General features: G+C 66.9%; 24 protein-coding genes, 1 pseudogene and 1 riboswitch. Of the genes and pseudogenes, 17 read left to right on the top strand and 8 right to left on the bottom strand.

Annotated elements, in window-relative coordinates; genetic code table 11:
• Positions 1 to 44 precede the first annotated feature (44 nt).
• The 5 genes from QWJ37_RS13545 to QWJ37_RS13525 all read left to right on the top strand — a co-directional run bounded on the left by QWJ37_RS13545 (position 45) and on the right by QWJ37_RS13525 (position 4,460).
• Positions 45 to 929: a polysaccharide deacetylase gene (locus QWJ37_RS13545; protein ID WP_227905360.1), complete on the top strand. Its 885-nt coding sequence runs from the start codon at positions 45 to 47 to the stop codon at positions 927 to 929.
• Positions 930 to 972: 43 nt separating this feature from the next.
• Positions 973 to 2,343, top strand: a complete 1,371-nt coding sequence (locus QWJ37_RS13540) for an MFS transporter (RefSeq protein ID WP_227929089.1) — start codon at positions 973 to 975, stop codon at positions 2,341 to 2,343.
• Complete coding sequence (locus QWJ37_RS13535) at positions 2,340 to 3,119, top strand: SDR family oxidoreductase (RefSeq protein WP_227905358.1); 780 nt, start codon at positions 2,340 to 2,342, stop codon at positions 3,117 to 3,119. Before QWJ37_RS13540 ends, QWJ37_RS13535 begins: the two co-directional genes overlap by 4 nt.
• A 103-nt stretch (positions 3,120 to 3,222) precedes the next feature.
• Positions 3,223 to 3,972 carry an SDR family NAD(P)-dependent oxidoreductase gene (locus QWJ37_RS13530; RefSeq protein WP_290245562.1) on the top strand — a complete coding sequence of 250 codons (750 nt, stop codon included), beginning with the start codon at positions 3,223 to 3,225 and terminating at the stop codon, positions 3,970 to 3,972.
• A 44-nt stretch (positions 3,973 to 4,016) separates the two neighbouring features.
• Entirely contained in the window at positions 4,017 to 4,460 is a 444-nt protein-coding gene (locus QWJ37_RS13525; protein WP_290245561.1) for a hypothetical protein, read from the top strand.
• Here the strand turns inward: QWJ37_RS13525 and QWJ37_RS13520 are convergent.
• Complete coding sequence (locus QWJ37_RS13520) at positions 4,431 to 5,132, bottom strand: hypothetical protein (protein WP_290245560.1); 702 nt, start codon at positions 5,130 to 5,132, stop codon at positions 4,431 to 4,433. The genes QWJ37_RS13525 and QWJ37_RS13520 overlap by 30 nt on opposite strands.
• A 198-nt stretch (positions 5,133 to 5,330) precedes the next feature.
• Between QWJ37_RS13520 and QWJ37_RS13515 the strand changes: the two genes are divergently transcribed.
• Both QWJ37_RS13515 and QWJ37_RS13510 read left to right on the top strand, forming a co-directional pair.
• Positions 5,331 to 6,134 (top strand): excalibur calcium-binding domain-containing protein, encoded by an 804-nt coding sequence (locus QWJ37_RS13515; protein WP_290245559.1) that lies wholly within the window; start codon positions 5,331 to 5,333, stop codon positions 6,132 to 6,134.
• Positions 6,135 to 6,469: 335 nt separating this feature from the next.
• Positions 6,470 to 7,390 (top strand): hypothetical protein, encoded by a 921-nt coding sequence (locus tag QWJ37_RS13510; protein WP_290245558.1) that lies wholly within the window; start codon positions 6,470 to 6,472, stop codon positions 7,388 to 7,390.
• A 28-nt stretch (positions 7,391 to 7,418) separates the two neighbouring features.
• On the opposite strand, the gene QWJ37_RS13505 is transcribed toward QWJ37_RS13510, so the two are convergent.
• The 6 genes from QWJ37_RS13505 to QWJ37_RS13480 all read right to left on the bottom strand — a co-directional run bounded on the left by QWJ37_RS13505 (position 7,419) and on the right by QWJ37_RS13480 (position 15,510).
• Positions 7,419 to 8,804: an LLM class flavin-dependent oxidoreductase gene (locus QWJ37_RS13505; RefSeq protein ID WP_290245557.1), complete on the bottom strand. Its 1,386-nt coding sequence runs from the start codon at positions 8,802 to 8,804 to the stop codon at positions 7,419 to 7,421.
• Positions 8,804 to 10,096, bottom strand: coding sequence for an acyl-CoA dehydrogenase family protein (locus QWJ37_RS13500; protein WP_290245556.1), 1,293 nt, complete (start codon positions 10,094 to 10,096; stop codon positions 8,804 to 8,806). The genes QWJ37_RS13505 and QWJ37_RS13500 overlap by 1 nt, the downstream gene beginning before the upstream one ends.
• 65 nt (positions 10,097 to 10,161) lie before the next feature.
• Positions 10,162 to 11,937 (bottom strand): ABC transporter ATP-binding protein, encoded by a 1,776-nt coding sequence (locus tag QWJ37_RS13495; protein ID WP_290245555.1) that lies wholly within the window; start codon positions 11,935 to 11,937, stop codon positions 10,162 to 10,164.
• Positions 11,938 to 11,955: 18 nt separating this feature from the next.
• Complete coding sequence (locus QWJ37_RS13490; protein WP_290245554.1) at positions 11,956 to 12,837, bottom strand: ABC transporter permease; 882 nt, start codon at positions 12,835 to 12,837, stop codon at positions 11,956 to 11,958.
• An 18-nt stretch (positions 12,838 to 12,855) separates the two neighbouring features.
• A complete protein-coding gene (locus QWJ37_RS13485; protein WP_290245553.1) occupies positions 12,856 to 13,815 on the bottom strand; it encodes an ABC transporter permease in 960 nt (319 codons plus the stop codon).
• A gap of 3 nt (positions 13,816 to 13,818) precedes the next feature.
• A complete protein-coding gene (locus tag QWJ37_RS13480; RefSeq protein WP_290245552.1) occupies positions 13,819 to 15,510 on the bottom strand; it encodes an ABC transporter substrate-binding protein in 1,692 nt (563 codons plus the stop codon).
• Positions 15,511 to 15,614: 104 nt separating this feature from the next.
• Positions 15,615 to 15,704: riboswitch (SAM riboswitch) on the bottom strand.
• A gap of 574 nt (positions 15,705 to 16,278) precedes the next feature.
• On the opposite strand from QWJ37_RS13480, the gene QWJ37_RS13475 reads away from it, so the two are divergent.
• From QWJ37_RS13475 to QWJ37_RS13455, 5 genes are all read left to right on the top strand, one after another.
• The gene (locus QWJ37_RS13475; RefSeq protein WP_290245551.1) at positions 16,279 to 16,968 is read left to right on the top strand and encodes a hypothetical protein; all 690 of its coding nucleotides are present in this window, start codon (positions 16,279 to 16,281) and stop codon (positions 16,966 to 16,968) included.
• A 149-nt stretch (positions 16,969 to 17,117) separates the two neighbouring features.
• Entirely contained in the window at positions 17,118 to 19,010 is a 1,893-nt protein-coding gene (locus QWJ37_RS13470) for a hypothetical protein (protein ID WP_227905328.1), read from the top strand.
• 113 nt (positions 19,011 to 19,123) lie between these two features.
• Positions 19,124 to 19,543, top strand: coding sequence for a hypothetical protein (locus QWJ37_RS13465; RefSeq protein ID WP_227905326.1), 420 nt, complete (start codon positions 19,124 to 19,126; stop codon positions 19,541 to 19,543).
• Positions 19,544 to 19,701: 158 nt separating this feature from the next.
• Positions 19,702 to 20,073 (top strand): hypothetical protein, encoded by a 372-nt coding sequence (locus tag QWJ37_RS13460; RefSeq protein ID WP_290245550.1) that lies wholly within the window; start codon positions 19,702 to 19,704, stop codon positions 20,071 to 20,073.
• Between the two features lie 26 nt (positions 20,074 to 20,099).
• Complete coding sequence (locus QWJ37_RS13455; RefSeq protein WP_290245549.1) at positions 20,100 to 20,600, top strand: hypothetical protein; 501 nt, start codon at positions 20,100 to 20,102, stop codon at positions 20,598 to 20,600.
• Between the two features lie 7 nt (positions 20,601 to 20,607).
• Here QWJ37_RS13455 and QWJ37_RS13450 read toward each other — a convergent pair whose 3' ends face one another.
• Entirely contained in the window at positions 20,608 to 21,768 is a 1,161-nt protein-coding gene (locus QWJ37_RS13450) for an acyl-CoA dehydrogenase family protein (protein WP_227905617.1), read from the bottom strand.
• A gap of 179 nt (positions 21,769 to 21,947) precedes the next feature.
• Between QWJ37_RS13450 and QWJ37_RS13445 the strand changes: the two genes are divergently transcribed.
• The 5 genes and pseudogenes from QWJ37_RS13445 to QWJ37_RS13425 all read left to right on the top strand — a co-directional run.
• Positions 21,948 to 23,132, top strand: coding sequence for an acetyl-CoA C-acyltransferase (locus QWJ37_RS13445; protein WP_290245548.1), 1,185 nt, complete (start codon positions 21,948 to 21,950; stop codon positions 23,130 to 23,132).
• 127 nt (positions 23,133 to 23,259) lie between these two features.
• Positions 23,260 to 23,526, top strand: a complete 267-nt coding sequence (locus QWJ37_RS13440) for a hypothetical protein (RefSeq protein WP_290245547.1) — start codon at positions 23,260 to 23,262, stop codon at positions 23,524 to 23,526.
• Between the two features lie 123 nt (positions 23,527 to 23,649).
• A complete protein-coding gene (locus QWJ37_RS13435) occupies positions 23,650 to 24,042 on the top strand; it encodes a VOC family protein (protein ID WP_290245546.1) in 393 nt (130 codons plus the stop codon).
• Positions 24,043 to 24,387: 345 nt separating this feature from the next.
• On the top strand, positions 24,388 to 24,720 hold the full coding sequence (locus tag QWJ37_RS13430; protein ID WP_290245545.1) for a hypothetical protein: 333 nt from the start codon (positions 24,388 to 24,390) through the stop codon (positions 24,718 to 24,720).
• Positions 24,721 to 24,798: 78 nt separating this feature from the next.
• Positions 24,799 to 24,924, top strand: a pseudogene (locus QWJ37_RS13425) (VOC family protein); the annotation flags it as partial.
• Between the last annotated feature and the right edge of the window lie 23 nt (positions 24,925 to 24,947).

The raw sequence follows: 24,947 nt of genomic DNA, 5'->3' as shown, positions 1-24,947 counted from the left end.
TCCCTACTTCCACCCCCACCACGCACGAACCCAGGAGGAACACCATGAGCAAGAAAATCCAAGTTTCAGTCGGTATCGACGTCGACGCCGTGGGCGGCTGGCTCGGCTCCTACGGCGGCGAGGATTCGCCCGGCGATATTTCCCGCGGCATCTTCGCCGGCGAGGTGGGCGTGCCCCGCCTGCTCAAGCTGGCCACCGACCGGCAGATGCCGGTGACCTGGTTCTGGCCCGGCCACTCCATTGAAACCTTCCCGGAGCAGTTCGAAGCCACCGTCGCCGCCGGCCACGAGGTGGGCGTGCACGGCTACAGCCACGAAAACCCGATCGCCATGACCCGCGAGCAGGAAACCGAGGTGCTGGACCACTGCATCGAGCTGTTCACCACCCGCACCGGCAAAAAGCCGGTGGGCTACGTGGCCCCCTGGTGGGAATTCTCCAACGTCACCAACGAGATCCTGCTCGAGCGCGGCTTCCTCTACGACCACTCGCTCATGCACAACGACTTCACCCCGTACTACGTCCGCGTGGGCGATTCCTGGACCAAGATCAACTACGACGCCGCGTCCGCGAAGGAATGGATGAAGCCGCTGGTCCGCGGCGAGGAGACCGACCTGATCGAAATCCCGGCCAACTGGTACCTGGATGACCTGCCTCCCATGATGTTCATCAAGGGCAGCGCCAACAGCCACGGCTTCGTTTCCCCGCGGGACATCGAGCAGATGTGGAAGGACCAGTTCGACTGGGTCTACCGCGAAATGGACTACGCCGTCTTCCCGATCACCATCCACCCGGACGTCTCCGGCCGGCCGCAGAACCTGCTGATGCTCGAGCGGCTCTTCGACCACATTGCCGGCCACGACGGCGTGGAGTTCGTGAACATGGAAACCATTGCCCGGGACTTCGCCGCCCGCAACCCCCGCACCACTTAACCCCCACTCAAGATCCCTCTGGTACAGGATAGGACCCCCCTCAATGAGCGCTGCACCCCATAAACGCCCGCCCACCGGAACCGGCCGCCGAGCCGGCGACGTCGCCCCCTGGGACGTGGAGATCACCCCCAAGGTGGTCCGCAAGGTTTCGCTGGTCTGCTTCATCGCCTGGGTAGTGTCGGTCTACGACTTCACCCTCTTCGGCACGCTGCTGCCGGTCATCGCCGAGGACTTCGGCTGGACCGCCGCGGAATCCACCGCAGTGAACACCATTGCGCACGTGGGCATCTTTATTGTGGCGCTCGTGGTGGGCACCATCATTGACCGGCTCGGCCGCAAGAACGCGCTGATTGTGCTGATGCTCGGCGGCGCCGCCGCGGCAGGCTTCACCGGCCTGGCCGCCGGCGCCGTCAGCCTGATCATCATCCGCTCCTTCTCCGGATTCTCCATGTCCGAGGAAGTGGTGAACGCCGTCTACCTCAACGAGATCTACAAGAAGGTCAAGAACCGCGGCCTGATGTACTCGATCGTCCAGGGCGGCTGGCCGGTGGGCGCACTGCTCTCCGCCGGACTCTCCGCAGCCCTGCTGCCGGTTATCGGCTGGCGCTGGAGCTTTGTGGTGGCCGCCGTTATGGCGCTGCTGGTGGCCGTGATGGCCTCCCGGCTGCCCGAATCACCCACCTTCGCCGCCATCAAGGAAGTCCGCCGCCGCCAGGACGCAGGGGACGTTGAAGGCGCACGGGCGCTGGCCGCCGAGCACGATCTGGAAGAGGGCAGCCAGCACAAGACCGGCTTCAAGGACGTCTTCACCCCCGAGTTGCGCCGCCACACCACCCTGCTCTCCCTGGCCTGGCTGTTCAACTGGGCCGCTATCCAGGTCTTCTCCGTGCTGGGCACCACCGTGCTGGTGGAAGCCAAGGACGTCTCCTTCGAAAACGCCCTGCTGATCCTGGTCCTGGCCAACGCCGTGGGCTTTGCCGGCTACGTGTTCCACGGCTGGCTCGGTGACCGCATCGGCCGGCAGAAGACCGTTATCCTCGGCTGGTTCGGCGGCGGCGCCGCCAGCCTGATCATGCTGCTGGGACCCAGCAGCGAGGTCTTCATCATCATCATGTACGCCCTGACCCTGTTCTTCCTCACCGGCCCCTACGCCGCCCTGCTCTACTACATGGGCGAGTCCTACCCCGCGCACGTCCGCGGCATGGGCACCAACGTGGCCCACGTGATGGCGCCGCTGGGCGGCATCGCCGGCTCCGGCCTGCTCAGCCTCTTCCTCTTTATGGGACTGGGCATGCAGACCGCAGCCATCATTACCGGCACCGGCGGCCTGGTCATCTCCGCACTGTGCATGATCGGCACCCGCAAGGTGGACCAGGCCACCGGCAAAGCGACCGAAAAGAAGGTAACCGCATGAACCGCGATGACGGATTCGAAGGCAAAACAGCAGTAATCTCCGGCGGTGCCTCCGGCATCGGCCAGGCCCTGGCCGTGGCCTACGCCCGGGCCGGAGCCAACACCGTGGTGGGCTACCTGGAAAACGATCCGCACGACGTCGGCGAAACGGTGGCGCTGGTGGAGGCCGCAGGAGCCAAGTGCGTTCCGGTGCCGGTGGATGTGCGCAGCTACGCGGACACCGAAGCCCTGGCGCAGGCCGCGCTGGATACCTTCGGCCGGCTGGACATTGCCGTGGCCGCCGCCGGGATCCTGCGCCGCGCCTCGTTGGCGGACATGACCGACGAGGCGTGGGAGGACATGATGGCGGTGGACCTGTCCGGCGTGATGCGCACCTTCCGCTCCTGCGCCGCCCGGATGGAGCACGGCGGTGCCATGGTGGCTACCTCCTCGATTGCCGGCGGGGTTTACGGCTGGGAGGACCACAGCCACTACGCCGCCGCGAAGGCCGGCCTGCTGGGCATGTGCCGTTCCCTCGCCGTCGAACTGGCGCCCCGGAAAATCCGGGTAAACGCCGTCATCCCCGGGCTGATCGAAAGCCCGCAGTCCCTGGACGGCGTGAACTCGCTGGGCAAGGACGGCCTGGAGGCGGCCGGCAGCATCATTCCGTGGGGCCGGGTAGGCAACGTGGATGAAGCCGCCCGCGTGATCCGCTTCCTCACCGGCGATGACTCCGCCTATGTCACCGGCCAGCAGCTGATTGTCGACGGCGGACTCACCGTCCGCTGGCCCAGCTAGGCCGCACGCCAGGCCTTCCCCCGGGAGGCCCCCTCAACCCTCCGGCCGTGGAGTTTCCCCCGGCTCCGCGGCCGGAGCCTCAACTTTTGCAAAGGATGTATCCATGAGCTCACTTCGCGGCAAGACCGCCGTTATCACCGGAGCCGGCAGCGGCATCGGTGCCGCCATTGCCCGGCTTTTCGCTGCCGAAGGCGCGGACCTGGCCCTGCTGGACCTGGATGAGGCCCAGGCCGGCGCCGTCGCCGCCGCGTGCACCGCCCTGGGCGTGAAAGCCACTGCCCGGCGCGTGGATGTAACGGACAGCGAGGATGTCCGTGCCGCCATGGACGCCGCCGCCGGGGTGCTGGGCGGACTGGACATCCTGGTCAGCAGTGCGGGCATCCTGGACGAAACCCCGTTCCTGGAACTGAGCCCGGAAACCTTCGACCGGACCCTGGACGTGGACCTGCGCGGCGTGTTCCTTGCCGCCCGGTGGGCCGCGCCGCACATGGTGGAACGCGGCGGCGGGCGGATCATCAACATTTCCTCGCAGCTGGGCATCAAGGGCGGCACCGGGCTGGCGCACTACGTCTCCGCGAAGGCCGGCGTCATCGGCCTGACCAAGGCGCTGGCCCTGGAACTGGCACCGCACTCGATCCTGGTCAACGCCATTGCGCCGGGCCCGATCTTCACGCCGCTGATCGACGGGCTCTCCGAGGACTGGAAAGCCGCCAAGCAGGCCGAACTGCCGGTGGGCCGGTTCGGCACGGCGGAGGAAGTGGCACCCACCGCGCTGCTGCTGGCCTCCTCGCCCGGCGGCAACCTGTACACCGGGCAGACACTGGGCCCGAACAGCGGCGACGTGATGCCGTAGGTCCCGAAACCCCATCAGCAGGTCCAGCAACAGGAAGGCAGAGCATGTGCGGAGCATGTCCCGGCGGGACGGTAATCCCACGGCTGTCGGCGTATGCCGCGCTGGCCGGAATCCGCTCCTCCGTGGCCGGGGTGCTGCAGGAGATTGCCGGCCGGCGGCTGACCGTGCGGGCCTTCGGCGATGCCTGGACTGTCCGCGACCGGCTCGGGAAGCAGCAGGTGCTGCCCGGGCTGGAAGAGGTTGCCGCAGCGGTGGCGGCGGGTCCGCTGGACTGGGACACGGTTGCCCGGCTCACCGGCCAGGAGGTTACCGGCAGGGCCCCGGACCTGTCCTGCCCGGCGCTGCCCGTGCTGCAGGAGATTGCCGCCGCCCCGCTGTCCCCGGATGCTCCCCGGCCGGAACTCACCGCCGGGGAGTTTGCGGCGGGGCTGCTGGTGCATGCGGCCAACCGTGCCGGCTCAGGTGCCGGCGCTGTAGCCCGGGACTGAGCCAAGGACGGGTCCGGCAGCAGGGGAGTGGCTGGAACCGGGTGCTGGGCCGGAACCGGGTACTGGACCGGAATCGGGTGCGGTGCCGACGGCCGGAGTGGGGCCGGAGCCAAGTGCGGGGCTGGAACCGGGTGCTGGGTCAGGGCCCGGGTCAGGTTCCGTGGAAGTACCCGGCGTCGGCGTTGTCCCCGGCGTCGCTGAGTGCGGCCGGTCCCGGCGGCCCGGAGCTTCGCCAGGGCTGAGATAACGGATGTCCCGGCGGCCGTCGGTCAGTATCCGCAGGTCCTCGTCGAGGTTCCGGCGCAGCTCCATCAGCTCAAACTGGTACTGGTGTGGCTCCGCTGCAGTGATGCGCAGGTAGCGGTTGCAGGCTGCGGACATACGCATCAGGACCTCGCCTGCGGTGGAACCGGGCTGAAGCCGGGCGAGGGTTTCCATCAGGTTTTCCCGGATATCGTGCACCGAGCTGCGGAACCTCGGTTCCAGGGCCGCAGTTTCCGCGGAACGGGGATCCATCGGGGCAAGCATCCGTTTCAGGTGCAGATATGTGACCAGTTCATTGAGCGCCCGGGCTTCCTCCCTGCGGGCCAGGCCGCGTTTCGTCAGCCATCCGGCGGCGAATCCGAGCACCACGCCCGTCACCGGCATCACGACAATCCAGATCCAATCCATCCCAGCCTCCTGTCGATGCATGGAGAGGCTACGGCTGCGCGCCGGTATCAACCAGAGGGGACGGCCGGTACCGGGCCCGCTACCCGGTTTCAGCTCAAAACTACTGGCGAGCCCTGGTCAACTGGTCCTCCACAGGTGCGGTAGCGTGTGCCTCGATGCATTCGCATCGACTTTCGCTTTTCTGTCCATGGGGGACCTATGCCTGCTTTGCCCGGCGTCCGCATCGCTTCGATGACGGAACACATCTCTTCTTCTCGCCGCACCAGGCCGTTGGCCTTCGGGGCTGTGGCGCTGAGCGCCGTCGTCGTTCTCACCGGCTGCGGAGGGGGTGAGATGGAGCAGGCTGCTGCGACGCCCTCGCCCGCCAAAACGACGTCGTCCCCCTCGCCGTCTCCTACGCCCACCGTCACGCAGATCGCGAACAAGGCCTGCAACTCGGCGGGCTCCACGCAAACGGTGAAGCAGGCTACGGCCAGCCCCACGCCGACGCCGTCAAAGACCTCGGCAAAGGCCTCGCCGTCCTCCTCCCCGAGCACCACGGCGGCCTCACCCTCGCCGACCACCACCGTCCAGAGCACCGTCTACGTGTGCACCGAGAACGACAACGGCAAGCTGATCTGGATGGAGAAGGACGAGTCGGAGAAACTGCTCGCAGACCGGAAGGAGACCGAGGAACGGAAAGCCGCCGAGGACAAAAAGAAGAACTCTGAGCAGGCTCCGCCGCCGGTTGATCCCGGTCCGGCTCCGGCTCCGGCTCCACCTGCCCCGGCTCCGGCACCGCCCGCTCCCGCACCGGGTCCTCCTGCCCCGGCACCAGCACCTCCTGCCCCGGCACCTGCACCGCCCGCACCCGCCCCGGTGATTCCGCCGCCCGCTCCGGCCCCGGCCTACTATCCGAACTGTTCCGCGGCCCGCGCCGCCGGTGCAGCGCCGGTACGGATCGGCCAGCCCGGTTACGGCACCCACCTGGACCGCGACGGCGACGGCGTGGGCTGCGAGTAAGTCGGCCGGACCCGCGCCGGGGTTTGCGTTAGCTCTGGATGTTGCCCTCGGACCCGCCTAGCGTTGTTTCGAGGGCAACATCCGCCGGAGCGAAAACGGGCCACAGCGTCCGGGCATGTTGCCGCATCAGAAGCCGGACCGGGGCCCTGCCACGGCAGGCTCCGGCAGATCCCCGCTGAGGCGCCATGTCCCACCACGCAGACCCCGTCCCATCTCCTTCTGATTCTCCGCGGCCGGGACAGTGGCCGGGACAGCGGCCGTCCGGAGAGCCGGCGTCGAGCCGCCGGATACCGGAGCCGCGGGGGCCGCGGCGAAGTCCCAGATCAGCCTGGCTTGTGCTGGGCCTGGCCGCAGTGCTGCTTTGTGTGTTGGCGTTGCGGGGAACGGTGGGGATTGCCGCGTGGATGCTGGCCGTGGGGCTGCTGCTGCTGGTCACCGCGCTGTACTCGCTGGGATTTCGCCGCCGCAGTTGGGCGGCGCTGGACACCGTGCAGCAAAAACGCCTGGCCCTGACCGGCAGCGGTCTGGTGCTGGTGGCGGGCATGGCTGCCGGCGCGGTGGCGGCACCGCAGCTTCGCCCCGCCCAGCCCACAGCGGAGGACGTTCCGCAGGAAGAGTGGCCGAAGTCCGAACCGTTGCCGCCCCCGCTCCCTATCCCGGCGGAGCCGCCTGCGGTGGCACCGGATCCGGACCTGGCGGAGACCAACGTTTTGAGCGGGATGCCGCACTCCGGTACGTCGCTTGCCGGTGCTGCCTGTGCCACGCCGGGGGATGCCCGCGGCCAGGGCGATGCGGACTACCGGTGCACGCAGGACGACGCCGGGCGCCTGGTGTGGATGGAGCGGGCCGCCGCCGAACGGCTGGCAGCGCAGCGGGCGGAACGCGCCGCCCGGGACGCAGTACAGCAGCCACCCGCGGCACCCCGGCCGGCGAATCCACCACAGCAACCCCCGGCCGCGCCGGCCCCGGCACAGAAACCTCCGCAAACCCCGTCCGAGCCGCCGGAACCGCCGTCGGCTGAACCCTCGGAGCCTGCACCGTCCCCGTCGGCTCCGCCCACCATTCCTGCGCCGGACCCGGAACTGCCCACGCCGTCGCCGCCGCCGGTAGCCCCGGAGCCCTCGCCCACGGCCCCGGGGACTCCCCGGATTCCGTCACCGCAGCCGCCTGCGCCGGTGCCGAGCCCGCCGTCGTCGCCGCGGATCGCCGAGCCGGCAATCCCGCCCGTTCCCGCGCTGGCACAATCTGTCAGCTAGGCCCGGGTCCAGCGGCGGCCGCCCTGATCTATACGGTTGTTGGCGTGAACGCTCCCCGATAGCGGCTGCCCGGGTGGCGCGACGGCAGCCGGGCACCGTCTTCGAACAGCTTTTCCCGCAGGGTTCCGGGCCGGTATTCGGTCTGCGCCAGGCCGCGGCGCTGCAGCTCGGGCAGCACCCCCTCGATGAAGTCCGTGTAGGAGCCGGGCAGGATCTGGTTGATGATGTTGATGCCGTCCACACCCGCGTCCTGCCAGGTTTCCAGCTGGTCCGCGATCTGCTCCGGGGTGCCGGCAATCTGCTGGTTGTAGGCACGGTAGCGGGCAATATCGGCGATGGTCGGATTCCCGCCGGGCACCGAGGCGAACAATGCCTCCAGCACTCCGCGGGCTCCCTCGGTGCGCAGGTCCCCAAGCGTGGTGTCCAGCGGCAACCCGCCCAGGTCCACACCGATGCCCCCGCCCACATGCGCCACAATTGCGTCCAGGTCCAGGTATTCGTCAAACTCGGCTTGCTTGGCTTTCACTTCGGCTTCAGTGGAGCCGACGACAAAGGACAGCCCGGCAAAGAACTTGATGTCCTCGTTCCGCCGGCCCAGCGCCCGGGCCTGTGTGCGCACCGAGTCGGTGGTCTTTTTCGCGTACGCCGTGTTGGGGGCAAACACGAATACGGCCTCGGCGTTGGCGGCTGCGAACTGCTGGCCGCGCCCGGAACTGCCGGCCTGGAACAGCACCGGTGTGCGCTGCGGCGACGGCGCCACCAGGTGCGGGCCCTCCACGGAATAGCGCGGTCCGCGGTGGTGGATCTTGTGCACCCCGGCCGGGTCGGCATGCAGGCTGGCGGCTTTGTCCTGACGCAGCGCCCCCTCATCCCAGGAGCCCTCCCACAGCTTGTAGCAGACCTCCAGGTATTCATCGGCCCAGTCATAGCGGCTGTCGTGCTCGGCGAGGCCGTCGCCGCCGAAGTTCCGGTGCGAGTTCTCCAGCACGCTGGTGACAATGTTCCAGGCCACCCGCCCGTTGCTCAGATGGTCCAGGGTGGAGAGCTGGCGGGCGAACTGGAACGGCTGGGCCTGCACCACGGAACTGGTCAGCGCCAGGCCCAGGTGTTCGGTGCGGGCGGCCAACGCGGACTGCAGCACCAGCGGATCATTGGCCGGCACCTGGAAACCGCGCTCCACGTGCGAGGCCCAGCCGCCGTTGTGGTCCCCGTAGAGCCCGACGACGTCGGCTAGGAAGAGGGCGTCGAACTTCGCCTCCTCGAGCCGGCCGGCCAGATCGGTCCACAGGTCCAGCTCGTTGAACCGGTGCTGCTGGGCGTCGGGATGGCGCCACAGTCCGCCCAGGATGTGGCTGGTCGTGTTCATGGCGAAGGCGCTGAGCAGCAGGCGCGGGCGCGGGGTGAAAGTAGCCATTAGTTGGTTGCTCCAGACGTGGAAGGGGTAGGGGAATCGGAGGCAGGCGCCGCCTCTCCGATGCTGTGCAGGCCCTCGGGGAGGGTCCCGTTGATCAGATAGTCACCCACGGCGCGGGCCTTGAAGATGCGCGGGTTGTGCGTGGCGACCGTGCGGGCATTGCGCCAGTGCCGGTCCAGCGCCTTGTCCCGGCCGACGGCGGAGGCACCGGTGACCTCGAAAAGCCCGCCCGCGACGTCGAGCACGAGCGGCGGCACCACTACGTGTGCCTGCTGGACGGCCAGTTCGGCGCGCAGGAACGCGTCCTCGGGGGACAGGCCCAGATCCGGATCCGACGCCGCGTCCAGGTCCCGGGCGGCGGCGGCCACCACCGCTTCGGCCGCGTAGGTCTTGGCCGCCAGGGTGCCCACATGCTCCTGGATCTGCGGGTCATCGCGGAACAGTGCACCGGACCCGGTATTAAAGGTGCGGGTGCGCCCCTGCACCAGGGTGGTGGCGTCCCGGACCGCGGCCCGTCCAATGCCGGCCAGGACGGCCAGCAGGCACAGCTGGAAAAACGCCGGTTCCAGGGTACTGGTGATCCTGCGCGTCAGGATGTCCTCCGCCTCCACCGGAACGTCCGTGAACACGGCGGACCCGGTGCCGGTCAGCGGCTGGCCAAAGCCGTCCCAGTCATCCAGGATCCGCACTTGCGGTGCGGACGCCGGGACCACCGCGTACTGCCGGCCGGCCACCCCGGCGGTGCTGGCCATCACCACCACCCAGTCCGCGAAGATGCTGCCGGTGGTGTAGTACTTCTCCCCGCTGAGCAGCCACTGCCCGTGCTGCCGGCGCAGTTTGGTGGTGGTGGTACCCAGTGCGTTGCCCCGCTCGGAGGCGGCGTTGCCGAAGATCTGCCCGGCCAGGATCCGTGGGAACCAGCGGTCCCGGAACGGTTCGGGTTGCAGGGCCACGGTTTCGCCGAAGGAAAAGTGCGAGCGGAGCAGATGGGCAACGTTGGGGTCCGCTTCGGCCAGTTCCACCAGCAGCCGGAAGAGGTGCTCGTGGCTGACCGGGTCCCCGCCGTAGGCGGCCGGGACACGGAGGGCGGTGAACCCGGCGTCCTTGAGCCAGCCCACCTGCTCGAAGGGCAGGGTCCGGGTTTGCTCCCGGTTCAGGGCGCCCTCGGCGATCCGGTCGAACACCGGCCGGAACCGGGCGGCAAGGGCCGCATAGCGGGCTTCACCGGCGGCGGGAAGAGCGGACGTGGCGCCGGCTGCGCCGGCGGTTCCGATATCAGGGAATGCAGTCATTGAAAGGTTCCTTGGATAGGGGTCATCGGTGCGGAGGGCTTGGGTGGAAGGGAGCTTGCGCTGGGTCAGCGGGCCGGGACGGGTGCGGGGAACGGCTGGCTGCCGGACAGCAGGGGAGCGGCATAACCGGAGCCGGCGAGCCGGTGCAGCCGGTGACCTGGATTGGCCGCCAGCAGGCGCCGGGTATAGGGATGGGCCGGCGCGCTGAACACATCCGCGGTGGGACCGGTTTCCACCAGCTGCCCGTTCTGCATTACGCCTACGTCATCGGAAATCCGCTCCACCACGTGCAGATCATGGGAGATAAAGAGGTAGGACAGTCCCAGTTCCCCCTGCAGGGACTGCAGCAGGTCCAGCACCTGGGCCTGGGTCAGCACGTCCAGGGCGGAGAGTGCTTCGTCCAGCACCAGCGTTTTCGCGCCCAGGGCCAGCGCCCGGGCGATGGCTACCCGCTGACGCTGCCCGCCGGACAGCTCCAGCGGACGGGCGCGGGCCGTGTGGGCGGGTAGGTTCACCTGGTCCAGCAGGTCGGCAACCCGCGCCCGGCGCTCCGTGCGGGAGCCGACACCGTAGTTCAGCAGGGGTTCGCCGATAATTTCGCCCACGCGCAGCCGCGGGTCCAGTGCGGTGTCCGGATTCTGGTAGACCAGCTGCAGGCTGCGCCAGAGTTCACGCCTGGCCCGGCCGTCCGCGCGGGTCACGTCCCTGCCGGCCACCCGGACGGTGCCGGACGTCGGGTCCAGCAGCCGCATGGCCAGCCGCGCGGTGGTGGTTTTCCCCGACCCGGATTCGCCCACCAGTGCGAAGGTGGTGCCCTGCCGGAGGACCAGGGAGACATCATTGACGGTTCGGTGTTCCCCGTTGCGGGCGAAGACCTTCACCAGGTTCCGCAGTTCCAGCGCCGGCACAGGCGAAGCAGCGGGGGCGGACGGCGGAATGGCCGACGCCGGAGCGGGCGCGGGCGACGGGCGCGCGGCGGGGAGGGTCCGCTGCCCGGCCCCGGCTTCGGCCAGCAGCTTCACGGTGTAGGCATCCTCGGGTGTGGTCAGGATGGCGTCCACGCTCCGGTCCTCCCGGATGCGCCCGCCCTGCATCACCACAATGCGGGAGGCGCGGTCCGTGGCCACGGCCAGGTCATGGGTGACAAACAGAACCGCGGTACCGTACCGGCCGGTGAGCCGCTCGAAGACCTCCAGCACACGGCTCTGCACCGTGACGTCCAGGGCGGAAGTGGGCTCGTCGGCAATCAGCAGATCAGGTTTCAACGCAAATGACATGGCAATCAGCACCCGCTGTTTCAATCCGCCGGAGAGCTCGTGCGGGTACTGCCGGAGGCGCTCGCGGGGACGGTCAATCCCCACCTGCTCCAGCAGTTCGGCCACCCGGTCCTCGAGCTCCCGGCGGCCGGGAGGGCCGCCGAGCCTGCGGCCGCCCTCCGGGTGCAGCCGGAAAACCTCCGCCACCTGCGAACCGATGGTCTGTACCGGGTCCAGCGAGGCACCGGGGTCCTGGGGCACCAGGGCAATCCGCCTGCCGCGCAGCGCCCGGAAAGCGCGGTCCGGCAGGCCGGTGAGCTCCCGGCCGTCGAAGGTGATGGAACCGGCGGAGACCTGTCCGGCGGCGGGCAGCAGCCCGATCACCGCCTTGGCCAGGGTGGACTTGCCGGAGCCGGATTCGCCCACCAGCGCCACCACTTCGCCGCGCCGGATGCTCAGGTCCACGTCCGCTACCGCCGGGGCAGTGACGGAATCCCGGCCGTAGGCCACGGTGAGGCCGCGGACGTTGAGCAGCGGGGCGCCGTCGTCGTTCTTGGTGTTGTTAAGGTCTGGGGAGGAAGTCATGGTTCTGCACCGCTTTCGCTAGTACCGGAGGAGGGTGAGCAGCCGCCGGCCTAGGGCGGCCAGCAGGAGAACGGTGAGCACAATGACCAGGCCGGGCAGCGACGTCATCCACCAGGCGGTGCCCAGATACTGGCGGCCTTCGGCGATCATCAGCCCCCATTCCGGTGCCGGGGGCGGGGCGCCGAAGCCCAGGAAGCCCAGCGAGGAGATCACCAGGATGGCCGCCCCCAGATCCACCGCCACCAGGGCCAGCACCGGACCGGCGGCGTTGGGCAGCAGGTGCCGGCGCAGCACGCTCCAGTAGGTGCCGCCGTTCAGGAAAGCCGCCTCCACAAATTCCAGGTTCCGTACCCGCAGCACCTCGGCACGCACCACGCGGGCGAAGGAGGCAATGGAGGCAATGCCGACGCCGATGCCCAGGGACACCGGGCCGGGCGAGGACGCGGTGACAATGATCAGGGCGATCAGGAAACCCGGCACGGCCAGCAGGACGTCCACCAGGCGCATGGCCACGGCGTCGGCCGCGCGTCCGGCCGTTGCCGCGAACAGGCCCACCGCGGTGCCGGCCAGCAGGCCGATGGACACGGCCAGCCCCGCGGTCAGGAAGGTCTGGGCGGTGCCATGCACTACGCGGGCGAAGACGTCGCGGCCAAGGTGGTCCGTGCCGAACCAGTGTCCGGCGCCGGGCGGCAGGAACTTTTCCTGCGGTACACCGCTGATCGGATCCTGGCCGGTGAACAGCCCCGGGGCCACGGCCCACGCAGCGATCAGCAGCAGCGGCAGGACAGCCAGCAGCAGTGCGGGCCGGACGCCCGGTTTGCCCGGACGTCGGGACGGCGCGGGCGCGGCGGTCGATGCGGCTGCGGCGGGCGCGTGTACGGGAGGAAGAAGTGTGGTCATCGGTTCGCCTTTTCGGTTTCAGGCAGCGAGGGCACGGGCAGAGCCCTGCTGTGCGTCGGTGAGGATGCGCGGATCCAGCAGCGGGTGGATCAGGTCCACCGCCAGGTTGACTGCCACAAAAACCGCGGCGGTCAGCAGGACGAGCCCCTGGACCAGCGGCACGTCCTGAGCGGTCACGGCCTGCAGCACCACGGACCCCAGCCCGGTGCGGGAAAACACGGTTTCGGTGATCACGGACCCGGCGAAGAGGGTGCCCACCGTGATGCCCAGGATGGCCAGCGCGGGACCGGCGGCGTTTTTGAGCACGTGCCGGAAAAAGATCCGGGCCGGGGAAGCGCCCTTGGCCCGCAGCACGTCGATGAACGGCAGCCGGTAGACCTGGTCCGCGCTTTTCAGCAGCACCTGTGCCAGCGGCGCGGAGACGTGGACGGCCAGCACAAACACCGGCACGGCCAGGGACAGGAACGAGCCGTCGGGGAAAATGGAGAGCACACCCAGCCGGATGGAGAGCAGCTCCAGCAGGACCAGGCCCAGCCAGAACACCGGCACCGCCGAGAACAGCGGCGGCAGGTTCGCCAGGATCCGGCGCACCCGCCCGGACGGTGCCAGCACCGCGGCGGACACCACTGCCAGGGCAATAACGACGGCGGCCGCCAGAGCCGATCCGGCCAGCGCCAGCGTGGAGCCCAGCGCCCCGCCGATCCGCTGCATCACCGGTTCCCCGGAGGTCAGCGAGTACCCGGCGTCGCCCTGCAGCAGGGCGCCGAGCTGGTGGAGGTACTGCACCGCCAGCGGCTGGTCATACCCGTACTGGGCCTTCATGGTGTCGATGGCGGCCTGGTCCACGGCCGAATCCGCGGTGAGGAAAATGGTGACCGGATCGCTGGGCAGCAGCTGCACGGCAAGGAAAATCAGCGTGTACGCCAGCCACACCACCAGGACGGCCTGGCCGGTGCGCAGCAACAGATAACGGGTCACGGCTTAGCTCCCCGCCGTCCAGGCGCCCTGGAAGATGGGCGCTGTTCCGGACGTGAAGTCAATGTGCGTGTCCGGGCCTGCGCCGTAGACCTGCACCTCGTCCCACAGCACCAGGGAGTAGGCCTGCTCCAGGACCAGGGCACGCTGCTCCTCGGCCAGGATCCGGTCCCGGTCCGGTCCGGGCCCGGCTGCGCGCTCGGCGGCGAAGAGCTTATTCAGTGCCGGGTCCGAGGTGTGGGTCATGGTGTTGTTGTCCGGTTCGAAAATGGGCCCGAGTCCGCCGTATATGAACTGCCGGGTGCCGAAGAGTTCGACGGCGGGGTCCGGCATGGCGGTGGCCAGGAACGTGTTGTCCGCCGCCCGGTTCTTCAGCTGCACGCCGATCTGCCGCCACTGCTGTTCGATCAGTTCGAAGGCCGGTTTGATCACCACGGAGTTGTTGGAGCTGGTGACGGTCAGGGCCAGCTTTTCGCCGTCCTTATCGCGGATGCCGTCAGCGCCCACCGTCCACCCGGCGTCGTCCAGCAGGGCCTTGGCCTGTTCCGGGTCATAGGCCAGCTCAGCGCTGAGGTCCACGAATCCCGGTGCCCCGTGGTTCAGCACGGAGGCGGCGATGGTGTAACTGTCCGAAAGCACGGTGTCCTTGATGGACTGCCGGTCGATGCCCAGCTGCAGTGCGCGGCGGACCTGCGGATCTGCGAGCCGTCCGCTGCCGGTCCGGACAGCGGCCATGTTTGACGTCAGGTCGGTTCCCGCCGGCGCCAGGACCTGGCTCCCGCTGGCGGCCAGTGCGGCTTCGTCTGCCGGCTGCAGTCCGCGGACCAGGTCCACCTGACCGGATTGCACGGCACCGGCCCGGTGCGCCACCTCGGGCAGGTACTTGATGACCACCCGGTCCAGATACGCTGCGCCCTGGTTGTCCGCGGTCTCGGGTGCCCACGCGTAGTCCCCGCGCTTGGCCAGCACCACCTCCTCGTCGGGTTTCTCGGATTCGAAGACAAACGGGCCGGAACCGGAAATGCGGGACAGGGCGGACTGTCCGGCGGCGTCAAGGCCCAGGGTGGCCGGGGAGACCAGACCGGCGGTGACGGAGGAGGTGGCCCGCAGGAAGTTGGAATTCGGAGCGGCCAGGGTGACCTTTACCTGGTCCGGGGCCGTCACTTCACTGGAGGTATAGCCGGCGAAGTCGACGTTCGGCTGGATCTGGGCAGCGGGAATACCGAATCCGAAACTGTCCAGATTCGCTTTGACCGCGGCGGCATCCAGCGGCGTGCCGTCGCTGAAGGTGACACCGGGGCGGATGGTGAAGATGAACTCGGTGTGCTCGGCGTTGGCTGAGAATTCGGAGGCGAGCCACGGCACCAGATCACCTGACTCCGGATCGAAATAGGTCAGCCGGTCCAGCACGCTGTTCAGCACGTTGGCTTTTTCGTAAAACCGGGCGGACTGGGTTTGCCAGTTGTTGATCGGCGTGACCTCGGCGTAGATCAGGGTGCCGCCCTCCACCGGGGTTCCGGCGGCCACCCGGGTTCCGGGGCCCTGGTCCGACGCCGCCTGCTGGCAGCCGGTCAGGGCCAGGGCTGCCGCCGCGAAAGCGGCGGCGATCTTCAGGGCGGTGCGCCGCCGCAGCAGCGCCCCGGTATCGGGGGTGGCCCCTGGTCCGGGGTGAGGGTCTGTCTGGTTCAGGTAAAGCATGGGGCGGTCCTCTCAGTCATCACCGAGGCACACCGCATCCAGGCACGTTGGAGGCCATCACCGCATGGCAAAGCAGCGGTCATGGACCAACGGTGAATGAGGTTTCTCCATCGGTCCTGGCATTAGCACCGTCCCCCGAAGGGTGGTTGCTGCGACGTCAACGAGCCAGGTCTCTCAGCCGCTCTGGATGGTAAGTCGTCCAAAACAGGTTGTGCGGACAGGACCCATACAAACCCGCCCGGACCCGGTCCGCAAGGCCGGTGACGAAATATTTCCCTTGATGACAAAGACAGTTTTTGATGGGCCCTTACCGCGCGCGCGAAGGACCTGGCGGAGGATTGTTTTGTTCCTTTTTGCCGGGCCCGGCCGGGCTTGACAATGCGGTGCCGGCTGGGAGTACGGTTCTGCACATCCCGTTTCCGCCGGACCCCGGATATCTCAGCTGCCTCGCTGGAACTAGGGGTTTATGAATAGCGGGAAATATATCCCCGGCGGCTGTTTGTAAACCATTGTGACCGCCTGCTGAAGTTATTCTCTCCGGTCGTTTCGTCCCTGCCGACAGCAAGGCGAAAGCCGGTACCGGCCGGTTGCCGTTCACCGGCTTCAGGGGTGGGGAATCCGCCGCCGTCATGCGGACCCGCCGGGCCGGACGCGAAGGCTGCGCAAAAATCAACCACATTTTTAAAACCCTTTTATAAACGTCAGGATTGGTGCTAAATGGGTATATCCACCGCCCCGGAAATATGCTGGAAGATTCCAGGCCATCGCGTGTATTCGGTCCATGAAACGGCAGCCTTGGTACAGCTGGAATGGCCCGCTGAATTGGATGAAAAGGACCTGCTGGAAGGAGGGCACGTTGCTGTTTCCGCTGCCGCCGCAACGGGGGTGCATACCAGCTATTTTGCGGTGCTGTCCGTAGACCGCGGGAGCCGCACCATGACCCTCTACGTGAAGCGGAGCGCACGCGGGCTGGTCAGCGCGGCGATGCTGGACCCGGCAGGCGGTGCGGTGCTGTCCATCTCCCGGCCGGGCCCGGGCATCCTGCTGCCCGGCTCCGTCCGCCGCCCCCTGTTCGTTGCCGCCGGTTCCGGTCTGGCCTCCGGTCTGGGCCTATTGGGGAGGCTGCTGCGGGACCCGGCACGGCAGTATGAACGCGCCGCCCTGTTTTTTGTAGGCCGCAGCGATGAATGCGACACGGTCCGCGACGTTCTTGCAGCCGGCGGGCTGGCAACCTCCGTTGAGTTGCGGCTGTGGGATGCCGGCAGCCAGGGCCGGCGCGTCACCGCTCAGGATCTGCTGGGCGTCCTGGCTACCCTGCACCCGGATTGGATTTACGTCTGCGGACCCGCGTCCTTTGCCGGGATGGTCCGGGAAGCTGCTGCCGCAACCGCCGGACCGGCTGCGGCGGTGGTGGCCGAGTGCTACGACCCGCCTCTGGAACCGGCCCGGCCGGAGTGAGGCAGGAACCGGAGAATCCAGCCGGCGCGCACGGCGTCCGGTGATCCGCCGCACCCCGGATCGGGCAGGCTTCGCCGGGGGCGGTACATGTACTGTTTATCCTGCGGCTCAGAAGCGGAAGTGCTTGCCGGGGGATGGGGGATCCTGAAATGGACTTTGATGCTGGCACGGCTGACCAGCTCATAGCGGCCTGTGACGAGGCCGCCGCTGCGTTGGGTGAGCAGCGCGGTCCGCGGGCCTCGGCTACGGGAGAAGCGCTGGAAGAATTCCGCGGCCCGTTCGCGGACTCGTACCGCCGGAATGCCGCAGCGCAGCTGGCAGCACGGAACATCCTGATCGGCGCGCTGGAGGATGTTGCCCGTCAGGTTCGGTTCGCGAAGACCCAGGCCGAACAGGCCCGTCAGGACCTCAAGGAAAAGCAGGCGAGGACCCTGTTCAAGCTGCTTGAGGAGGGCATGGTAGCCGCTGGCGCCGATTACCTCCGGGACCGGCTTCCGGGGTTTTCAGCCCCGGGGGAGTTGTTCGAGTCCGAGGTGCCCCGCCCCGAGGTGGCCTTCCCATCGATGGTCTTCCAGCTCCACAATTGGGCAGTCAGCGGGACGCCGGGCACGAGTTCCGCAGTGCCGGATGCCCTGAAGAAGGCAGCATCGCTGATCTTTGACCAGGAGGATGCGGCTGAACCGGTCTGCCAGGATGTTGTCCGGGCTTTGGACAGCTTCCGGAACTCGTGTTCCTGGGTGGTGATCGACGTCGGCACCTTCGGGCCGGCGGTCTCCCAATACAACCAGGATGACCGTGACGACGCAGGAAAGCTGTGGCAGATCGGGCAGGCCTTCAGCACCGCAGGGCAGGACGGTGACCTGGCCGGTTCGGTGGAGCTGTCCTCCACGGCGTTGGCCCTGGCCATTTCCCCCGGATCCGTGCGCGGGGAGGCACTTCTGAAGTTCTTCGAAACGGCCTCGCCGGTTGACCTCGAAGTGGCGTCGAAGAATCCGGCGTGGCTCACACACCTGCCGTCGGTGTCAGCAGAACGCATCGCCGAGTGGTGGGCCGAGTTGCAGGCCTCGGGCAACGCGGCCAACGGCTTCACGGCTCAGCAGCTGGTGCTGCTGGAATCGGCGCCGAAGGTCTTCGGGTCCCTCGACGGGGTGCCGGCACTGGCCCGCGTGCACGCCAACAGCATCGCCGCGGTCAAGGACATTGAAATTGCCGAGGCGCAGCTGGCCCGTCTGCGGGAGATCGGCGGCGACTCCGAGGCACGCGAGGCGATGCTGATGAAGGAAATCGAGTACCTGAAAAGGGTCGAAGCCGGCCAGGTGCAGCTGTATCTGTACAACCGCGGCGAATCGCGGATCATTGAAATGCTCGGGACCCCGGGCCCGGACACGCAGCGCACGATCACGTATGTTCCCGGCACGTTCACGAGCATGAAGAGTTTCTATACCGGAGGAGTCCAGGACTTCGCGAACTACATGGTGGGTATGGCCCCGAATACGGTGGCATTTGTGTATAAGGACGGGCTTTTCCCCGGGGAGAATCAGGAGGAAGGCGGGGAGGACCTCCGGCGACTCCTGGAAGCCAATGATCCGCAGATGGGTTACGACGCCGGCAGACAGCTGGCCGGCTTTCAGCACGGAATGCTCACCGACCCGGCCTTGCAGGGCACCGAGCAGGTTGGCATCGGTCACAGCTGGGGCTACGTCAACCTCACCAGTTCGGAAATCCACGGGGCGGAATATGACAAGTCCCTGTCCCTGTCCGGGGCGGGGATGCACGAAGAATGGGAGCCGGACGAGGATACTAGTTATTCGAATTACGTTTACGGTACGGATGCCCTGCTCTGGGCACAAAGAAGGGGATTGGTCTGGGATGACAAGATTCCCAGCGAACATGATGCATTCACCAATCACGAGTATGCCGTCCCCAATGAGGGGACCTTCTGGCCTGACAGCACTCCGATTGAGGACCATTCGCTCCCCACAACGAACAGCAAGGACAATGCGGAATTGCTGGAAGATGCGCTCCGAGAGGTAATGCAATGACCCGAGCCAGATGCACCGCCGCAGCAATGATCCTGCTGCTAGGCCTCGTCGGCTGTGCAAGCAACGCGGCGGAGACGCCGACACCAGCAAGTCCTACCGAAGGGAACACATCCGTGGCATCAGAGCTGACCTGGCAGGACGCAAAGGCCCGAACACAGGCCATGGAATTGGAGATCGCCGATTCGCTTCCTTTGGACTTAGTGGCCGGGATCGAGCAAATGCCGGACGGGGTTCTGATCAAGTGTGGTGACTCTGCTGTGAACTGGCACGGCGCGACCACCGTTACTTTGAGTGAGGGAACTGAGCCGGACCCGCTCGTTCGGGAGTTGGAGGCGAAGTACCGGGACAGCCGCTTCCAGATAAAGGTGCGGGACCCCGCACCGGCGGGACATTACGAAGTTCAGCTGCGCTCTCCGGATACGGCCGAAATCTATATCATCGGCGAAGGACTTGATCCCTCCACGATTCGTATTGCCTCCGGTTCTGATTGCTTCCCTTGGCCTGAGGACGAATACATGGGCGGTAAGTTCTAGACGGCGGCCTTCTGGTGCGCAACGGAATGATTCGGGGGCAAGCGGCGGTCGTAGGTGTGATTCTCCTGCTTAACCTTGCAGGCTGCGGTGAGGATTCGTCCGCGCCCGCCGGAGGGGACGAGCTGACCTGGCAGGACGCTAAAGCCCGGACACAGGCCATGGAATTGGAGATCGCCGATTCGCTTCCGCCGGACGTGGTGGCCGAGGCCGAGCAAATGCCGAAGGGGGGTCTGATCGAGTGCGGTGACTCTTCCGTCAACTGGCATGGCGCGACCACCGTGACTTTGACTGAGGGGACTGAGTCGGAGCCGCTCGTTCGGGAACTGGAGGCGAAGTACCGGGACAGCCGCTTCGAGATAAAGGTGCGGGACCCAGCTCCGGCAGGACACTACGAAGTTCAACTGCGCTCGCCGGATACGGCCGAAATTTACATCATCGGGGAAGGATTTGATCCCTCCACGATCCGTATCGCTTCCGGCTCCGAGTGCTTTCCCTGGCCTGCGGACGAAACGATCCGGGGGGATTTTTGAGTTCCCGGGCTTTGAAAGGTGGAGGTGTGGCTCGGACACGGTCCGTTGCATCGCTGGTGCTGGTGCTCTGCGTCATGGGCTGCGCTGAGGATTCGTCCGCGTCGGCCGGAGGGGACGAGCTGACCTGGCAGGACGCTAAAGCCCGGACACAGGCGATGGAATTGGAGATCGCCGATTCGCTTCCGCCGGACGTGGTGGCCGAGGCCGAGCAAATGCCGGAGGGGGTTCTGATCAAGTGTGGTGACTCTGCAGTGAACTGGCACGGTGCGACCACCGTGACCTTAAGTGAGGGAACGGAGCCGGAGCCGCTCGTTCGGGAGTTGGAGGCGAAGTACCGGGACAGCCGCTTCGACATCAAGGTGCGGGACCCAGCTCCGGCAGGACACTACGAAGTCCAGTTGCGTTCTCCGGATACAGCGGAGATCTACTTCATAAAAAGGGGAGTGGAACCCGGCACGATTCGTATTGCCTCCGGTTCTGACTGCTTCCCCTGGCCTGAGGACGAATACATGGGCGGCAAGTTCTAGCGGCGGCCTACCGGAACGCGCCGATTCCGGTGATGTGCTGGCCGAGGATCAGGGTGTGGACCTCATCGGTGCCCTCATAGGTGCGGACGGATTCGAGGTTATTGGCGTGCCGCAGCGGTGAATAGTCCAGCGTGATGCCGTTGCCGCCCAGAATCGCCCGGGCGTCGCGGCAGATTGTGATGGCCTCGCGCACGTTGTTCAGCTTGCCTACGGAAATCTGGACCGGTTCCAGCGTTCCTGCGTCCTTCATCCGCCCGGTGTGGATGGCCAGCAGCACGCCCTTCTGGATCTCCAAGAGCATGTTCACCAGCTTCTCCTGCGTGATTTGGTAAGCCGCCAGGGGCTTGTCGAACTGCAGCCGCTCCAGTGAATAGGCCAGCGCCGCCTCATAGCTGTCCCTGGCCGCGCCCATGGCACCCCACAGGATCCCGTAGCGGGCCTCGTTCAGGCAGGAGAACGGTCCGCGCAGGCCCTTCGCGCCGGGCAGTACCGCCGTCTCCGGCAGCCGGACATCCTCCAGGAACACATCGCACTGGATGGAGGCACGCATGGACAGCTTCGGTTCAATCGGCACAGCCGTGAATCCGGGGGTATCCGTGGGCACCAGGAACCCGCGGATCCCGTCAGCGGTCTGCGCCCACACCACTGCAAGGTCCGCAATGGAAGCCAGCCCGATCCAGCGTTTGGCGCCGCTGAGAACCCACCCCTCGCCGTCGTGCTCCGCGAAGGTGGCCATGCTGGAAGGATCCGAGCCCGCGGTGGGTTCGGTGAGTCCGAAGCAGCCGATCAGCTCGCCGGCGGCCATGCCGGGCAGATACCGGTTCTTCTGCTCCTCCGAGCCAAATTTGTGGATAGCGGTCATGGCCAGTGACCCCTGGACGGAGACGAAGGTGCGCAGCCCGGAATCCCCGGCTTCCAGTTCCATGGCAGCCAGGCCGTATTCCACGGCGGAGCGGCCCGGGCACCCGTAGCCCTCCAGATGCATGCCCAGCAGGCCCAGGCTGCCCAGCTCCCGGACAATCTCCACGGGGAACACCGCGTCCTCGTACCAGTCCTTGATGTTGGGCCGGATACGCTCGTCCACGAAGCTGCGCACCTGCTCGCGCAGCGTGCGTTCCTCCGCGGTCAGCAGCGCGTCCAGTCCCAGCACATCGGACGCGGTCCGCAGGGCGTCTGCCGCGGACGGGGATGTTTCCCCGGTATCAGTGCCTGCGGTAGGAATGCCGTCTGCTGCGGAAATGCTCATGTGCCGATCCTCCTTGGGTGCCGGGCATGGGGTGCCGGCTCCCGAACGCGTTAACTGTCGTCTGGATCACACTACTATTTGAGGCGAAGTAGTATTCGTGCATGACTGAGGCCTATTTGATTTCCGGTGTCCGCACGCCCGTGGGCCGCTACGGCGGCTCCCTGTCCGGGGCCCGGCCCGACGATCTGGCCGCGCTGGTGCTTGGCGACGCCGTTGCCCGTGCCGGCGTGAACCCGGCCGATGTGGACGAGGTGATCCTGGGTTGCACCAACCAGGCCGGGGAGGACAACCGGAACGTGGCCCGCATGGCCGCACTGCTGGCCGGATTCCCGGAGACGGTACCGGCCATGACGGTGAACCGGCTTTGCGCCTCCGGGCTCAGTGCCATCCTGATGGCGTCGCAGATGGTGAAGTCCGGGGCGGCGGACATTGTGGTGGCCGGGGGAGTGGAGTCCATGTCCCGTGCCCCCTGGGTGCTGGCCAAGCCGGAGAAGGCCTTCGCCAAGCCCGGGGAACTGGCGGACTCGGCCATCGGCGCCCGGTTCACCAACCCGAAGTTCTATGACCTGCCCGGCACCACCTATTCGATGCCGGAAACGGCCGAGGAGCTCGCCTCCCGGGAAGGGATCTCCCGGGAGGATTCGGATGCGTTTGCGCTGCGTTCCCACACCCGGGCGCTCGCCGCCGTCGACGAAGGCCGCTTCGCAGCCGAGATTGTGCCGGTGGAAACCAGGAAGGGCGTGGTGAAGACCGATGAAGGCCCGCGCCGGGAAACCAGCCTCGAGGCGCTGGCGAAGCTGCGGCCCATCGTGCGGCCCGACGGCGTGGTCACCGCCGGGAACGCCAGCTCACTGAACGACGGCGCGTCCGCCGTCGTTGTGGCCAGCGCCCACGCGGTGCGCAGGCTGGGCCTGGACGCCCGCGCCCGGATTGTCGACGGCGCGGCCGCCGGGGTGGCACCGGCGGTCATGGGCATCGGCCCGGTGCCGGCCACGAGGAAGGTGCTGGAGCGGACCGGCTGGTCGCTGGCGGACATCGGCGCGGTGGAGCTGAACGAGGCCTTCGCTGCGCAGTCCCTGGCCTGCATCCGGCAGCTGGGCCTGGACGAGGACGTGGTGAACCGCGACGGCGGTGCGATTGCCCTGGGGCACGCGCTCGGTTCGTCCGGGGCGCGGATCACGGTGACGCTGCTGAACCGGATGGAGCGCGAGGGTGCATCGCGTGGCCTGGCCACTATGTGTGTGGGGCTCGGTCAGGGCGTGTCGATGCTCCTGGAGCGGGTCTAGGGGTGCCCTGTCTCGAGTCGCGGGCTGCGGTCCGGGCCGGGCCCGGGGAATCCACAGGATGCGGGAATCCCGCTGGCCGTCCCGCGGAAGGTCCGCTAGTCTTCGCGCGGGTCTGGGAGGCGGGGAAATGAATATACGACGGCGGCGGATGGTGCTGCTTACCTACATCGTGGCGGCGATTGTTGTCGCTGTATTTGTGTCGCTGCTGGTAGGCGATGCGTCCTGGCTGATTGCGGCCGGTGCAGGAATGGGTGTCACCTTGGGCGTGTACTTCGGCAACAGGAAGGCGCGTGAAGTTGATGCGTACCGTCGGGAATGGCTGGGCAAACGGGCCAGCGGCGGGAAGGGGGCCGGGCCTGACGGCGGGGAGGACTCCGCAGGGGACGAGCGGTGATTACCCCCATTAGCTCCATCGAGTCGGCAAGACTTACGGTTTTTGCGCCGGAAATCGGTCAATTGTGCCGACTCGATTCCTGGCACGCCCGGACCGGGGCGCGCTGCCCGTAGGCTTCGGGCCATGACTGCGATGATCTCTCACACCACGTTCGACAGCCTGGATGCCTACGCCCAGTCAGTGTTCTGGGCGAAGGTGCTGGATTTTTCCGAAGACCCGCAGGATCCCAACCGGCCCGGGGATGAGGAATGCATGATCTTTTCTCCCGACGGCGGGCAGCGGCTGCTGTTCATCAATGTTCCGGACACGAAGCACGTCAAGAACCGGCTGCATCTGGACCTTCAGCCCGCCGAGGTGGGCGGCCGGGACCGGGAGCTGCAGCGCCTGCTGGAGCTGGGAGCCACGCAGGTGGATGACCAGCGCCGTGAGGACGGAACCGGCTGGGTGGTCCTGGCCGATCCGGAGGGCAACGAGTTCTGCATCCTGCGCAGCGAGGCCGAACGGTATGCGCAATAGGCCTAGCGGCATAGGCGGATAACAGTTCTGTCTATGTTGAGATGGTTTCTACATTAGGGTCCCCGGTGACCCGAAATAAATCCTCTTGAAAGTCGGATAGTCTGTAAATTCATTTGTTCAAAAGGGTTGGGGAAAATGCGTAAGCAATATGTCGCAGGAATATTGGTTCTGAGTGCTCTCGGTTTCGTAGGTTGTTCGTCCGATAGTGACGCAGCGTCGCCATCGGAGCCTGTGATCGCCTCACAAGCGACGAAGTCCACAGAATCCGCCGCTACGACTGTGCCGAGCGAAGCACCCACCGAACCCGAAACGGCAATGAGCGTGGCCGCAAAGTTGCAGGCGCAAGTGCCCACTATCAGCGCCGTCACTGAAGTAACGGAGCTAAACGATACAAACGGACTTATCGGACGCCCGGGACAGTACATCAGTGCTGCATGGATTTCTGATACCGCTGCGGATCCCGCAGAGACCGGTATTGATGGAGGCGCTGTCGTCGAGGTGTTCGCCGACGAGGCGGACGCACAGACACGCTCGGACTATATCCAGGGGGTCCTGGAGGGTATGGGACCGGCGTTCGGAACTGAGTACCACTACATGGACGGTGCCGTCCTGCTGCGCGTGTCCGGGGTGCTGATGCCCAGCCAGGCGGCTCTATATGAACAGGCTTTTGCGGGATAATTCCACATCACGCATCTTTGGCTAGGGGCGCGCCGGGAGTACTTGCTACGGCCTAGGCTGTCGCCCGTAAATAGGTCGCTGGAGCTGGGAGCCACGCAGGTGGACGACCAGCGCCGTCCCGACGGCACCGGCTGGGTGGTCCTGGCCGATCCGGAGGGCAACGAGTTCTGCATCCTGCGCAGCGAGGCCGAACGCACCGCCTGAATCCGCTGCACAGCCCTGTACCT

Origin of the sequence: Arthrobacter sp. YD2, from assembly GCF_030410475.1 — a bacterium.
GTDB classification, from domain to species: Bacteria; Actinomycetota; Actinomycetes; order Actinomycetales; family Micrococcaceae; genus Arthrobacter_B; species Arthrobacter_B zhangbolii.
Note: the sequence above shows the minus strand (reverse complement) of the source record. Positions and strands in the feature narration are given on the sequence as shown.